The 14,399-nt window shown below is 31.5% G+C and carries 13 protein-coding genes; all 13 read right to left on the bottom strand.

Annotated elements, in window-relative coordinates:
* Nucleotides 1-81: 81 nt before the first annotated feature.
* The 13 genes from FYJ33_RS01785 to rpsO all read right to left on the bottom strand — a co-directional run bounded on the left by FYJ33_RS01785 (nucleotide 82) and on the right by rpsO (nucleotide 14,376).
* Nucleotides 82-342 (bottom strand): HPr family phosphocarrier protein, encoded by a 261-nt coding sequence (locus FYJ33_RS01785; RefSeq protein ID WP_154530049.1) that lies wholly within the window; start codon nucleotides 340-342, stop codon nucleotides 82-84.
* Nucleotides 343-425: 83 nt separating this feature from the next.
* Nucleotides 426-1,619, bottom strand: a complete 1,194-nt coding sequence (locus FYJ33_RS01780; protein ID WP_154530048.1) for a pyridoxal phosphate-dependent aminotransferase — start codon at nucleotides 1,617-1,619, stop codon at nucleotides 426-428.
* A gap of 95 nt (nucleotides 1,620-1,714) precedes the next feature.
* A complete protein-coding gene (locus FYJ33_RS01775) occupies nucleotides 1,715-1,975 on the bottom strand; it encodes a stage V sporulation protein S (protein WP_154530047.1) in 261 nt (86 codons plus the stop codon).
* A gap of 155 nt (nucleotides 1,976-2,130) precedes the next feature.
* Complete coding sequence (gene rny / locus FYJ33_RS01770) at nucleotides 2,131-3,669, bottom strand: ribonuclease Y (RefSeq protein ID WP_154530046.1); 1,539 nt, start codon at nucleotides 3,667-3,669, stop codon at nucleotides 2,131-2,133.
* A gap of 363 nt (nucleotides 3,670-4,032) precedes the next feature.
* Nucleotides 4,033-5,112, bottom strand: coding sequence for a recombinase RecA (recA, locus tag FYJ33_RS01765; protein ID WP_154530045.1), 1,080 nt, complete (start codon nucleotides 5,110-5,112; stop codon nucleotides 4,033-4,035).
* Nucleotides 5,113-5,266: 154 nt separating this feature from the next.
* Nucleotides 5,267-5,857: a CDP-diacylglycerol--glycerol-3-phosphate 3-phosphatidyltransferase gene (gene pgsA / locus FYJ33_RS01760; protein WP_154530044.1), complete on the bottom strand. Its 591-nt coding sequence runs from the start codon at nucleotides 5,855-5,857 to the stop codon at nucleotides 5,267-5,269.
* Nucleotides 5,844-7,178 (bottom strand): 30S ribosomal protein S12 methylthiotransferase RimO, encoded by a 1,335-nt coding sequence (gene rimO / locus FYJ33_RS01755; protein WP_154530043.1) that lies wholly within the window; start codon nucleotides 7,176-7,178, stop codon nucleotides 5,844-5,846. Before rimO ends, pgsA begins: the two co-directional genes overlap by 14 nt.
* Before the next feature lie 86 nt (nucleotides 7,179-7,264).
* Nucleotides 7,265-9,538, bottom strand: a complete 2,274-nt coding sequence (locus tag FYJ33_RS01750) for an FtsK/SpoIIIE family DNA translocase (RefSeq protein WP_235900739.1) — start codon at nucleotides 9,536-9,538, stop codon at nucleotides 7,265-7,267.
* 83 nt (nucleotides 9,539-9,621) lie between these two features.
* On the bottom strand, nucleotides 9,622-10,302 hold the full coding sequence (locus FYJ33_RS01745) for a ClpP family protease (protein WP_154530042.1): 681 nt from the start codon (nucleotides 10,300-10,302) through the stop codon (nucleotides 9,622-9,624).
* Between the two features lie 50 nt (nucleotides 10,303-10,352).
* Nucleotides 10,353-11,543 (bottom strand): aspartate kinase, encoded by a 1,191-nt coding sequence (gene dapG / locus FYJ33_RS01740; RefSeq protein ID WP_154530041.1) that lies wholly within the window; start codon nucleotides 11,541-11,543, stop codon nucleotides 10,353-10,355.
* A 15-nt stretch (nucleotides 11,544-11,558) separates the two neighbouring features.
* Entirely contained in the window at nucleotides 11,559-11,834 is a 276-nt protein-coding gene (locus FYJ33_RS01735; RefSeq protein ID WP_154530040.1) for a YlmC/YmxH family sporulation protein, read from the bottom strand.
* Between the two features lie 103 nt (nucleotides 11,835-11,937).
* Nucleotides 11,938-14,043 (bottom strand): polyribonucleotide nucleotidyltransferase, encoded by a 2,106-nt coding sequence (locus FYJ33_RS01730; RefSeq protein ID WP_154530039.1) that lies wholly within the window; start codon nucleotides 14,041-14,043, stop codon nucleotides 11,938-11,940.
* A 69-nt stretch (nucleotides 14,044-14,112) separates the two neighbouring features.
* Nucleotides 14,113-14,376 carry a 30S ribosomal protein S15 gene (rpsO, locus tag FYJ33_RS01725; protein WP_154530038.1) on the bottom strand — a complete coding sequence of 88 codons (264 nt, stop codon included), beginning with the start codon at nucleotides 14,374-14,376 and terminating at the stop codon, nucleotides 14,113-14,115.
* Nucleotides 14,377-14,399: the final 23 nt, after the last annotated feature.

Below are 14,399 nucleotides of genomic sequence, written 5' to 3'. Positions count from 1 at the left end.
AATTGTGATGATTAAAAACGCAAAATTAAAAGGCACTATACAGTGCCTTTTAATGCAATATTATTTAATTATAAAAACTAATTATTCTTCTAAGTTTTCTATTAATTTTGCAATTTCTTCTACTGCTAAAGTTTCATCATCACCATTAGCTTCTATCTTTATAACTGCGTCTTTAGTTACACCTAAAGATAAAACTCCGATTAAACTCTTAACGTTAGCTTTCTTGCCATTGCATTCGATTGTGATATCAGATTTAAAGCCTGAAGCTTTCTTTACTAATAATGTAGCTGGTCTAGCGTGTAAACCAGTTGAATTTTTAACAACAACTTCTTTAGTTACCATTATATCCACCTCTTTAATTATAATAATATTTAACCTATTTAATTATAATAATTTTTGAATCATAATTCAACTATAATTTTAAATTATTTTAAATTATTAATAAATGCTTGTAATCTTTCAATGCCTTTTTTTACATTTTCTGATGATGTTGCATAGGAAATTCTTATGTAATTTTCAAATCCAAACGCACTTCCAGGAATAACTGCAACATTTTCGGCTTCTAATAATAATTTTGAGAAAGCCAAAGAATCCTTAATTTTGATATCATTAAATGATTTGTTTATTAAATTAGAAATATCAATCATAATATAGAAAGCTCCTTGTGGCTTTATATATGATATTTCATTTATATTATCAAGCATATTCATTGCAATGTTTCTTCTTTCGTCAAAAGCTTTAGCCATAATAGCTATAGTGCTTTGATCGCCAGTAAGCGCTTCTAATGTTGCATATTGCGCAACGGAATTTGGATTAGATGTAAAATGACTTTGAATACTGTTCATTAGTTTAATTATTTTCTCAGATGCCGCACAGTAACCAATTCTCCATCCTGTCATTGAATATGACTTTGATACTCCATTTATCACTATTGTACGATTATATGCATCTTCATTAAGAGATGCTATGCTAATATGTTTACAGTCATCGTATATAAGCTTTTCATATATTTCGTCTGATATAATAAATAAGTCATATTTCTTTGCGAAAGCGGCTATTTCCGTTAATTCGTCCCTAGTATAAACATTTCCTAATGGATTGCCTGGACTATTCAACAAAATTGCTTTAGTTTTGCTTGAAACATATCTTTCTAATACATCAACAGAGTATTTATAATCATTTTGTTTTTTTGTGTCAACAAATATTGGCTTTCCGTCAGCAAGCTTAACAAGCTCAGGATAACTTACCCAGTAAGGACGAGGAATTAGAACTTCATCTTCCGGATTAAGGATTGATAAAAATACATTTGCTATACATTGTTTAGCACCATTGCACACTATAACTTGATTAATATTATATTCTAGGTTATTTTCCTTTTTAAATTTATTACAGATTGCTTTTTTTAAAGATTCAATTCCTGATGACGGAGTATACTTTGTCTTTCCGTCCTGCATCGCTTTATAAGCTGCATCAATAATATTTTTTGGTGTATTAAAATCTGGTTCTCCAGCTGCAAAGCTTACAACATCAATACCTTCACTTTTCATTCTATTTGCCTTTGCAGTAATTTCTAAAGTAAGAGAACCAGATATATTATTTGCTTTTCTTGATAAATTCATAAAGCACCCCCATAAAGATTTTAAACATATTTTTATTATATCATCTTTTATATAAAGGGCAAAATCAAGAAATAAGGAAAACTCGCCAATTTAATCTATCTTGGTTGTACTATTAACTTAATGGCTGTTCTTTCTTCGCCATTTATTTCAATATCAGCAAAAGCAGGTACGCATATAATATCTTTTCCGCTTGGAGCTATAAATCCTCTTGCTATTGCAATAGCTTTTACTGCCTGATTTATAGCTCCTGCACCTACTGCTTGAATTTCTGCAATATTTTTTTCCTTTATAATTGCTGTTAATGCTCCAGCAACTGAATTAGGATTAGATTTAGTAGATACTTTTAATACTTCCATTAATTTTTCCCCCTAGCATATTTTTAGATATCGTTTACATTAGAATGACTATACCTATCATTAATCCAACATATATTATATTCTACATTATTATTTAAATTCCTTTAAATTAAAAAATACATTTTGCAAATTATTGCAAAATGTATTTTTTAAAATTATTTGGCGTATTCAACGGCACGAGTTTCTCTTATAATGTTAACCTTTATCTGTCCAGGATATTCTAATTGCTGCTCTATAGTCTTAACCATATCTCTAGCCATTTCTACAGCACCTGCATCATCAACATGATCAGGTTTTACCATTATTCTTATTTCTCTACCCGCTTGAATTGCATAAGATTTATCTACACCATCATAAGAATTAGCTATTTCCTCAAGTTTTTCTAATCTCTTAATATAAGCTTCAAGAGTTTCTCTTCTTGCACCAGGTCTTGCCGCTGATATTGCATCAGCTGCTTGAACAAGTACAGCTTCTAAAGAGATCATTTCGACATCACCGTGATGTGCTGCAATAGCATTAACTATTACAGCTGATTCTCTATATTTCTTAGCTAAATCCCCACCAATTATAGCATGAGGACCTTCATATTCCTGATCTACAACTTTGCCTATATCATGTAGTAAGCCTGCTCTTTTAGCCGTATTTACATCTAAACCCAATTCTGAAGCCATTAATCCAGCTAAATATGAAACTTCTATTGAATGTTTTAAAACATTTTGACCATAACTTGTTCTATACTTTAATCTTCCTAATAATTTTATAAGTTCAGGATGTAAACCATGTACTCCAGTTTCAAAAGTAGCTTGTTCTCCTTCTTCCTTAATGTCATCATCTACTTCTTTTTTTGCTCTTTCAACCATTTCTTCTATACGTGCTGGATGTATTCTACCATCAACAATTAGTTTTTCAAGTGCAATTTTTGCGATTTCTCGACGTATTGGATCAAAGCTTGATAGAATTACTGCTTCAGGTGTATCGTCAATTATTAAATCTACACCAGTCAGTGTTTCTAAAGTACGAATATTTCTACCTTCTCTACCGATAATTCTTCCCTTCATCTCGTCATTTGGAAGATTTACTACATGCACTGTTGTTTCTGATACATGATCAGCAGCACATCTTTGAATTGCAGTTGTGATTATTTCTCTAGAACGTTTATCAGCTTCTTCTTTTGCTTTTGTTTCAACCTCTTTAATCATAACGGCTACATCATGCTTGATTTCTTTATTTACCTCATCAAGAAGTAATTGTTTAGCTTCTTCACATGACATGTTAGATATTCTTTCTAGTTCAGCTTTTTGATTATCGTAAAGTTCCTGAACCTGATTTTTAATTTTTTCAACTTCGTCCATCTTCTCGTTGATTTCAGTATCTTTTCGTTCAAGAATATCACTTTTTTTGTCTATTGATTCTTCTCTTTGAATTAATCTTCTTTCTAACCTTTGGACTTCGTTTCTTCTTTCTCTTAGTTCTCGATCACAATCACTTCGTAATTTGTGAACTTCTTCTTTTGCTTCTAAAATTGATTCTTTTTTTAAAGACTCTGATTCTTTTCTTGCTGCTTCAAGTGTTGATTTTGCTTGATTTTCTAAATCATTTATTTTCTTTTTTGAAGCATTTTTTATTATTATAACTTCAGCTACTGCAATCATGATAAATGCAATAATTGCAATTATATAATAAATTGGATTCATTAATTACACCTCCTCACATCAATTTAGGCCGTATATCATCTAGTAAATAGAAAGCTCGGAAAGGTGCTAATTTATTTTACTGTTCTTTGAATATGTTAAACCAGTATTTGTTATTATTTTATATTAAAAATAATATATTGTCAATGCCTTTAAAAACCATTGATAATATTTTATTTAGGAGTAAATACTCAGCTAGTTCCTCATTTAAAACTTATGCTTTGAGAGTGAGCATGTGAAGAGCTTTTACAGACCCGTTATAAGAGTTAGGTGAGGTTTATGGAATCAATAGGTGCTTCTGTCTTAAAAAGCATAATAAAAGCCACCCGCTAGCGGGTGGCTTTTCACTTAAAAGATTGTATATTATTACTTTTCTTCTTTAATATTTTTTGCATCATCTTTTTTTGTTGATTCTTTTGTTTCAACATCATTGTTAACTGCAGATGATACTGGTGGAAGATCATTTTTAACTCTGATCTTGTTTTCAATATCTAGAGCTAAATCAGGATTATCTTTTAAGTACTGTTTCGCGTTTTCTCTACCCTGTCCAAGTCTTATATCTCCACAGTAGAACCAAGCTCCACTCTTTTGAACTATTTCTTCTTTAACTCCGACATCAATTATATTACCAACTCTTGATATCCCTTCGTTATACATAATATCAAATTCAGCCTGCTTAAATGGTGGAGCAACTTTATTCTTAGTAATCTTTACTCTTGTTCTGTTACCAATTATCTGATCGCCCTGTTTTATTGAGTCGATTCTTCTAACATCAAGTCTTACTGATGAATAGAACTTTAATGCTCTACCACCTGGAGTAGTTTCAGGATTACCAAACATAATACCAACCTTTTCTCTTAATTGATTGATAAATACAACGATACATTTTGATTTATTTATAGTACCTGTAAGTTTTCTTAATGCCTGAGACATTAATCTTGCTTGAAGACCTACATGACTGTCTCCCATTTCACCTTCTATTTCGGCTTTTGGAACTAATGCTGCAACTGAATCGACTACAACAACATCTATTGCTCCGGATCTAACTAAAGCTTCAGTTATTTCAAGTGCTTGTTCTCCAGTGTCAGGCTGTGATACGATAAGATTTTCTATATCAACACCAAGATTTTTTGCATATGCAGGATCTAATGCATGTTCTGCATCGATAAATGCAACAGCTCCTCCTATCTTTTGAGCTTCTGCTGATATATGTAATGCAACAGTAGTTTTACCTGAAGATTCAGGCCCATATATTTCTATAATTCTTCCTCTTGGAACTCCACCAATTCCTAATGCGATATCTAAGTCTAGACATCCAGTAGAAATTGCATCAACATTTAATACGCTATGTTCTCCAAGCTTCATTACAGAGCCTTTTCCAAATTGTTTTTCTATCTGCCCCATGGCAGCATCTATTGCTTTTAGCTTTTCAGCATCTATACTCATAAAAACACTCCCTTTCGATTTATAAAAGACAGAACATTTGTTCTTGCAAATTATTATAATTATTTTTTAGTAAATTGTCAACTAATTTAAAAGTCCCACTATATAATAATGGAACTTTTATTATAAGTATTGACTATATAAATTATTTTAATCATTATTCATTAGTATTTATAACATGTTTATTCTTAACAAAATACTCGATTCCAGATACTAATGTTGCTAATGCTGCAACATATACCAAGATTGTAGTTCCATATGTAAAGAAGCCATTCAAAGCAGAATTACTATATACATAATTTTTTAATGGAGCATATGTTGATATATTTAATTTAAATAATAATGAAATAACAGCTATAATCTGAAAAACAGTCTTAATTTTTCCCCACCAGCTTGCAGCAAGTACCAAACCGTCTGAGGCAGCTAGTGTTCTAAGACCTGATACTGCAAATTCTCTTGCAGTTATTATTATTACAACCCATGCTGGTACCAGATTGTATTGAGCAAGTAAAATTAACGCTGAAACAACAAGTAATTTATCAGCTAGCGGATCCATGAACTTTCCAAAGTTAGTAACTTGATTTCTGCTTCTTGCAATATAGCCATCTAATTTATCTGTTATTGATGCAAGTATGAAAATTAATGTTGCTATAAAAGTTCCATACGGTATATTAGCACAAGAGATAAATACAACGAACACTGGAACTAGTATGATTCTAATTACTGTTAATTTGTTAGCTAGGTTCATTAAAAACAACTCCTATTAAATCATATTCTCTTCGATCGGTAATTTGGACTTTAATAAAATCTCCAACATTTAATTTATCGGCATTCTTTATTAGTATTGTTCCATCTACATCTGGAGCCATTCCAAAACTTCTACCAATATATTCTCTTCCATTATACCCTTCAATAAGTACATTGTAAATATTACCTACTTTTAAATTGTTTATTTCTTCTGCAACTTCGTGCTGAACCTGCATTATTTCATTTCTTCTTCTTTCTTTTACTTCCTCTTCAACTTGGTTATCCATCTTTGCAGCTGGAGTTCCCTCTTCTTGTGAGTAAGTAAATACACCAAGATTATCAAGTTTTATTTCTTCAACAAAGTTCTTTAATTCAATAAAATTCTCTTCTGTTTCACCAGGGAATCCAACTATTAAAGAAGTTCTTAAAACAATCTCTGGAATTTCTTTTCTAAGAAGCTTTATTTTATCCATAATATCCTGCTTTGTTGTTTTTCTAGCCATTTTTCTTAATATAGAATTGCTTATATGCTGTATAGGAAGATCTACATATTTACATATCTTATCGTTGTTTTTCATTTCTTCAATCATTTCAGAATATATTTCTTCTGGATAGCAGTATAAAACTCTTATCCACTCGATACCTTCTATTTCTGCTATATCATGCATTAACTCATGAAGTTTCTTTTCGCCATATATATCAGTTCCATATCTTGTTGTATCCTGGGCTATTAAGATAACTTCTTTAATTCCTTGATCAGCTAATTCTTTAGCTTCCTTAACAATGCTTTCTTTAGTTCTGCTTCTATACTTTCCTCTTATCTTAGGGATAATGCAGTAAGTACAGCAGTTATTGCATCCTTCTGCTATTCTTAAGTATGCAGTAGCTTTACCTGTACTAATTATTCTATTTCCTTGATTTATATTTTCATCGCTATAATCAACCTTAGCTATTTTCTTATGATCTTTTATAAATTGTTCAATGTATATATTCATTTTAAAATAGTCATTAACACCTAGAATTATGTCTAGTTCAGGCATAAGTTCAAGAAGTTCGCTGCCATAACGCTGAGTTAAGCATCCTGTAGCTATAAGCAGTTTACAGTTATGTTTTTTCTTATATTCAGCCATTTCTAATATAGTGTTTATAGATTCTTCTTTTGCTTTTTCAATGAATCCGCAAGTATTAACGATTATTATATCAGCTTCTATCGGATCATTTGTTATTTCATAATTTTCAGACATAGATCCAAGCATTATTTCTGAATCAATTCTATTTTTGTCACACCCAAGACTTACAAGTCCTACTTTGTATTTTTTCAAGTTTTATTCCTCCTGATGTTTTAATTCATATATATTTTAAAACTGTTTAAATACTTTAACAAGTTTTTTTATTATAAATATGAATTTTATTGATTTTCTATATCATTGTTTGATATTAATACCTGTCTTGGCTTATTGCCTTCACGTGGTCCAATTATCTTCATATTTTCTAATTGTTCTATTATTCTTGCTGCTCTGTTAAAGCCAATTTTTAACTTTCTCTGTAGGAATGAAGTTGATACTTGATTTGACTCAACTACTATTCGTATAGCTTCATCAAGCAGTTCATCTCTTTCATCCTCTTCAGTTGAAGATTCGGTACTTACTTCGTTATTAATGTGTTCTAGAATATCTTCCTTATACTCTACAGATTCATCATTGTCCTTAATAAAATTAACTACTTTTTCAACTTCGCTTTCTGATATAAAGCAACCCTGAATTCTTAAAGGTTTTGATACTCCTGATGGATAATAAAGCATATCACCTTTACCAAGAAGTTTTTCAGCACCACTTGAATCAAGTATTGTTCTTGAATCTATCTGTGAAGAAACTGCAAAAGATATTCTTGAAGGTATATTAGCTTTTATTACACCTGTAATAACATCAACAGATGGACGCTGAGTAGCAATTACTAGATGCATACCCGCAGCTCTTGCCATTTGTGCAAGTCTGCATATATAATCTTCAACATCCTTAGGACATGCCATCATTAAATCAGCAAGCTCGTCTACAATGATAACTATAGATGGGAGTTTCTCATCTATTATCCCCTTATTAATAAGTTCATTATAACTTTCGATATTTCTTACTCCTGTATCTGCAAATAGTTTATATCTTCTAGTCATTTCATTAACAGCCCAATTTAGTGCAGCTGCAGCTTTCTTTGGATCTGTTACTACTGGTATAAGAAGCTGTGGTATGCCGTTATATACATTAAGCTCAACTACCTTAGGATCAATCATTAGAAGTTTTACATCTTCAGGAGAGTACTTATAAAGCAAACTTACGATAAGTGTGTTTATACATACACTCTTTCCTGACCCTGTAGCTCCAGCTATCAGAATGTGAGGCATTTTGCTTAAGTCTCCTACAACACATTTACCTGAAATATCTTTACCTAGTGCAAAGGCTAATTTCTTATTAGACTTAATAAACTCATCTGAATCTATTACTTCCCTTATACATACAGGAGAGAGTTCTCTATTTGGAACTTCTATACCAACAGCAGACTTTCCCGGGATAGGAGCTTCTATTCTTACACCATTTGCCGCCAAGCTTAAAGCTATATCATCTGCAAGATTTACTATTTTGCTTACCTTTACTCCTGCACTAGGCTGAAGTTCATACCTTGTTACAGAAGGACCTTTAGTAACCTGCAGTATGCTTGCATCTACACCAAAAGAATTTAATGTTTCTTCAAGCTTATTTGCATTGCTAAGCAGTTCTTTTTTATCTTCTTTATTCATGATGGATTTATTGTTATTATTTAGGAATTCAACCAAAGGATAAGTATATTCTTTCTGACTGCCATTTTCTAAAATTCTATCATTTAATTCTTTATTAATTGATTCCTTTACATCATTATCAAGTTTATCCTCTGAACTGTTATTTTTTTTAGTCTCTTCATAAGTATCAATCTTTGGAGTACTTTCAACTCTGATATTATCAACTGCAGCTTCATCTTTCATTGAATCAAGGATTCTTATCTTACTACTTATGCCTTTGACAGCTTCATTATTATCCCTTATCTCTGGAGCTACATGAGACTTTTCTATCGTGTTAGCTTTAGAATTCTTAGAAGCTTTTTTATTTCTTGGCTTAACATTAAGGCTGTCTAGAGTAATATTGAATTCTAAGATAAGACATATGACATATGCAAAGAAATTGACTATATATGTCCCTACACTACCGATAAACTTTACTAACGGAAAAGTTACAAGTAATCCTATAATACCAGCATGCATATTACTGTTTGCATCTATTATTGCTTCAATGCTCATAAGTAGGCTGCCATCCTTTGGATTATAATAAGTATAGAAATTCATAGCCTGTACAAGTATTAATGTGTTAACTACAATTACAGTTGTTAAAATGAAATTTCTATTCAGGATTATCCTGCCTTTATTCTTAATATATATAATAGATAGATACATAATATATATTGGAATGAGAAACGCTCCTAGTCCAAATAGAGATATTAGCAATTTCTGAGCTATATATGAAAAGTATCCAACAGCATTAGTATATAAACCCAACATTATTATAATTGAACATGCAATTCCGATTATTCCATTAATGTCAGAAGTATTGTTTGCTTTTTTATTGTTTTTTGTATTCTTTGTGTTTTTTCTTTTAGCCAACGGTACATCTCCCCCTTTCAAACTCTCATACAATTATAAAATAAATTGAGAATAAAATAAAGCATAAAGGAATTATAGAATAACTATAATTCCTTTTCTGCAATAAGTTCTTTTAACTTTTTTAAAGCATCCTTAATTCCGCCCACTTCATTAATTAATCCTATATTAACTGCTTCTTTACCTATCAGAATAGTTCCCATATCATTTAAAAGATCATCTGTTCTCATCATTAAGTTTTCAAGAGTTGCATTATCTATCTTAGATGTCCTTGTGATAAATGAATTAATTCGCTGCTGCATCTTTTGAAAATAATTAAATGTCTGTGGTACTCCTATTACAAGCCCATTCATTCTTATAGGATGAATAATCATAGTAGCTGATGGAGATATAAAAGAATAATTTGAAGCTGTAGCAAGTGGAACGCCAATTGAATGTCCGCCTCCAATAACTAGAGAAACAGTAGGTTTGCTTAAACTTGTAATAAGTTCTGCCATTGCAAGACCAGCTTCAACATCTCCTCCAACAGTATTTAATATAAACAAAACTCCTTTAACTTCTGGATTTTCTTCTATATCTACAAGCTGTGGAATCATATGTTCATATTTTGTTGTTTTAGTTTGTGGTGATAGTATTGCGTGTCCTTCAATCTGTCCTATTATACTTAAAACTTGAATACTTTTATCTCTTTTAAGTTCATTTGTGTTACCAAGTTCTTTAATATCACTTACCTCTTTTGTTACTCTAACATCTTTATTTTCTTCCATAAAAAAACCTCCCTTTTATGATAGTTTAATCATAGAAGAAAGGTTTTATACTATAAAAAGATATCATGAAGAATTTGAATTGCTTCATTTACATTATCTTCTTTTATTAAGCACCAGATAGTTGTATGTGAATCTGCAGTTTGCAACACATCTATATTTTTTTCTTCAAGTGCATCTACTATCTTGGCAACAATACCTGGAATACCACGTATCATTGAACCGATTATTGATATCTTGCAACACTTTTCAATCATAGTATAATTCATATTCATAGATGTTAATATGTTAAGAATGTTATCTTTATCTTTTTCATCTATTGTGAATATCTTTTCGTTAGGGAATATATTGATTAAATCAAGGCTTATATTATTATCACCAAGAATCTTTAATATATGTTTATAGTTTTCTTTAGTATTATCACGTAACCTTATACTTATCTGAACTCTTCCAGCTACATGTGTAATTCCTGTAATCAGCTTTTTAGAATCTCTGTATCCCATGCTATTGATTATTGTTCCTTCGGAATCAGTCATTGTATTCTTTATTACAAGAGGTATATTACCCTTCATGGCAGTTTCAACTGCTCTTGGGTGAATTACCTTTGCTCCTTGTTCAGCAAACTGAAATGTTTCATTATAGCTCATTGCTGGAATACGCTCAGCTGAATGTACTATTCTTGGATCTGCAGTCATAATACCATCTACATCAGTATAAATTTGTATTTCCTTTGCTTTAAGCATTACACCTAGTATTGCTGCAGAAGTATCACTTCCGCCTCTTCCAAGTGTAGTTAAGATACCATCTTTATTTATTCCTTGAAAACCTGCAACTACAGGCACTATATCTTTTGCAAGTATTGACTCAATTAAGTCAGGCTTTGTATCAGTTAATTCTGCTGAATTATAATTATCATCGGTAATTATACCAGCCTGCCCTCCTGTAAGAGGGACGCTCTTTATTCCTGCATTATTAAGTTCATTACACATTACTACTGTGCTTATAAACTCTCCACAGCATAAAAGCAAATCTACTGCCTGTCTATTATCTGCTTTAAAATTATCATCTACTAAAGACAATAATGTATCGGTAGCATATGGCGCACCTTTTCTACCCATAGCACTTACAACAACAACCGGTTTAAAGCCATCAGCTAATGCTTTCTTTACTTTGCTTACAACCTGCTTACGTCTGCTATTTGAAGATACAGAAGTACCTCCAAATTTTTGTATTAATATATTCAAAGCAATGTCACTCCTTTACAGCTTAGATTTAGTAATCACATCGTCGTCTGCATCTAACAATACTGTTTTGGTTCCTATCTTTTTTACTGTAGACCATGGTATTTCAAGAAATTCATTTTTGTTAAAAAAACTAATTTTTCCTGAACCCAGGTTTACAATTAAAAACTTCAAATATCCATTTTCATCAATAATTATATCATTATTGATGATTGTATTATATTTTTCGCCATCATTTACATTAATTATTTCGCACTTTGTTATATCGCTTAATAATCTTATATTATCATCCATAATCAAACCCTCCCTAAGATAAGATTATGTAATGATATCAATATATATTCTTACTTCTTATTTCAAATAAAAAGAAAAGGCAATATTACTTGCCCTTTATTTCTTAGTTATCAGTGTTTTTATCAGATTCTGCTATAGCATCTTTTCTTGATAAATTAATTCTGCCCTGGTTATCTATTTCAGTAACCTTAACAAGTATCTGGTCTCCGACTGAAACGATATCTTCAACTTTGTTTACTCTGTTTATATCTAGTTTAGATATATGAACTAAACCTTCTTTGTTAGGTAAAATTTCAACAAAAGCACCAAAAGTTGCTATCTTGGTTACTTTACCTAAATAAACTTCTCCAACTTGAACTTCTTTAGTAAGTCCTTCTATTATTCCTACTGCAGTATCAACTGCCTTATGATCTGGTGATGATACAAAAACTCTTCCATCTTCTTTTATATCAATCTTAACACCAGTATCAGCAATAATCTTATTAATTACCTTACCACCTGCACCGATAACATCTCTGATTTTATCAGGGTTAATTGTTATAGTAGATGTCTTAGGAGCATACATTGACACTTCGCTTCTTGGAGCTGGTATGCAGTCATGTATCTTTTCAAGGATTTCCATTCTAGCCTTCTTTGCACCATAAATTGCGTCATGTATGCATTGTTTTGATAAACCAGCTATCTTAGTATCTACCTGAATTGATGTGATACCTTTTTCAGTACCTGCAACCTTAAAGTCCATATCTCCGAAGAAATCTTCTATTCCCTGGATATCAGTAATAACTTCTTCTTTAGATAAATCTTCTGATGTAATAAGTCCCATTGCTATACCAGCAGCAGGTCTCTTTATTGGAACACCAGCATCTAATAGTGCTAAAGTTGATCCACATACAGATGCCTGTGATGTAGAACCATTTGAACTTAAAACTTCTGATACAAGTCTTATTGTGTATGGAAATTCTTCTTCTGATGGTATTAATGGTTCAAGAGCTCTTTCAGTTAATGCACCATGACCGATTTCTCTTCTTCCTGGTCCTCTTAGTGGCTTAACTTCACCAACACTATATCCAGGGAAATTGTAATGATGAATATATCTCTTAGATTCTTCTTCACCAATTCCATCAAGAATTTGTATATCTCCAATTGAACCTAAAGTAGCAACAGTCATTACCTGAGTTAATCCTCTAGAGAATAAACCTGTACCATGGGTTCTAGGTAATACATCAACTTCACATGAAATAGGTCTTATTTCATCAAATCTTCTTCCATCAGGTCTTCTATGATTATTTAAAAGCATATCTCTAACGATTTCTTTTTGAATCTTATAAACAATTTCATTTATATCTGATGCTGAATCAGGATAAGTTTCTAAAAACTTATCATTGATAGCAGTTTTTATTTCATCCATCTTAGCATTTCTTTCATCTCTGTCAGTGATGTACATTGCATCTTTAATGTTGTCGAAAGAAAAATCATTAATTTCGCGCTTTAAGTTTTCATCAGCTTCGTGAATTAATGGTTCTTTCTTTTCCTTACCAAAGCTCCTCATAGCTTCTTCTTGGAATGCAACGATTTTCTGACATTCATTGAATCCGAAATCTATAGCGTTAATCATAGTATCTTCAGGGATTTCATTACCGCCTGCTTCTACCATCATTACTCTTTCTTTAGTTGCGCATACTGTAAGTGATAAGTCACTTACCTTTCTTTCTTCTGTTGTAGGATTTAAAATATACTTACCATCAATTAATCCAACCTGAACAGCTGCAACTGGTGTAGTAAATGGTATTGATGATAAACATAATGCAGTTGAAGCAGCATTTATTGCTAAAATTTCAGGAAGGTTATCATTTTCTACAGAAACTACTGTACAAACGATTTGAACGTCATTTCTATATCCCTTTGGGAATAATGGTCTTAAAGGTCTGTCTATTGCTCTTCCGTGAAGAATAGCTTTATCAGTAGGCTTACCTTCTCTTTTTAGGAAACCTCCAGGTATTTTTCCAACAGAATATAATCTTTCTTCATATTCAACACTTAATGGAAAGAAGTCGATTCCATCTCTTGGCTGGTCAGAAGCATTAGCGTTAGTTAAAATAACTGTATCTCCATAACTCATTAAAATAGCTGAATCTGATAACATTCCTATTCTACCAGATTCTACTTTCATAGTTCTTCCAGCAACTTCTATTTGATGTGTATGTGTCATTTAATATCCTCCTTTCAGGATTTTAATAATTTAAAATAATAGAGCGGGTTAACCCGCTCTAAATAGAAATTAGCCTCTGATGCCTAATTCTTTCTTTATACTTCTATATCTTTCTATATCTTGTTCATATAGATAATTTAATAAGCCTTTTCTCTGTCCAACCATTATGAAAAGACCTCTTCTTGAATGATGATCTTTCTTGTGAGTCTTTAAATGCTCAGTTAAAGATTTAATTCTTTCTGATAGTAATGCAATTTGAACTTCTGGAGAACCAGTATCTCCTTCATGTCTTGCATATTTTTCGATTATTTCTTGTTTTCTTGCCTTATCCATAAGTAAAACACCTCCGCGTAATT

The sequence above is a fragment of the Inconstantimicrobium porci genome (assembly GCF_009696465.1).
GTDB classification, from domain to species: domain Bacteria; phylum Bacillota; class Clostridia; order Clostridiales; family Clostridiaceae; genus Inconstantimicrobium; species Inconstantimicrobium porci.
The sequence above is the reverse complement of the archived record's forward strand: the minus strand, read 5'-3'. Positions and strand labels throughout refer to the sequence as shown.

What these genes read in the sequence shown, in the direction of transcription:
- recA (WP_154530045.1), bottom strand. Translation starts at nt 5,112, where the DNA reads ATGAGTATAGATGCTGAAAAGCTAAAAGCAATAGATGCTGCCATGGGG.
- FYJ33_RS01735 (WP_154530040.1), bottom strand. Translation starts at nt 11,834, where the DNA reads ATGGATGATAATATAAGATTATTAAGCGATATAACAAAGTGCGAAATA.
- pgsA (WP_154530044.1), bottom strand. Translation starts at nt 5,857, where the DNA reads ATGAACCTAGCTAACAAATTAACAGTAATTAGAATCATACTAGTTCCA.
- FYJ33_RS01780 (WP_154530048.1), bottom strand. Translation starts at nt 1,619, where the DNA reads ATGAATTTATCAAGAAAAGCAAATAATATATCTGGTTCTCTTACTTTA.
- rny (WP_154530046.1), bottom strand. Translation starts at nt 3,669, where the DNA reads ATGAATCCAATTTATTATATAATTGCAATTATTGCATTTATCATGATT.
- FYJ33_RS01745 (WP_154530042.1), bottom strand. Translation starts at nt 10,302, where the DNA reads ATGGAAGAAAATAAAGATGTTAGAGTAACAAAAGAGGTAAGTGATATT.
- FYJ33_RS01730 (WP_154530039.1), bottom strand. Translation starts at nt 14,043, where the DNA reads ATGACACATACACATCAAATAGAAGTTGCTGGAAGAACTATGAAAGTA.
- FYJ33_RS01785 (WP_154530049.1), bottom strand. Translation starts at nt 342, where the DNA reads ATGGTAACTAAAGAAGTTGTTGTTAAAAATTCAACTGGTTTACACGCT.
- rpsO (WP_154530038.1), bottom strand. Translation starts at nt 14,376, where the DNA reads ATGGATAAGGCAAGAAAACAAGAAATAATCGAAAAATATGCAAGACAT.
- FYJ33_RS01775 (WP_154530047.1), bottom strand. Translation starts at nt 1,975, where the DNA reads ATGGAAGTATTAAAAGTATCTACTAAATCTAATCCTAATTCAGTTGCT.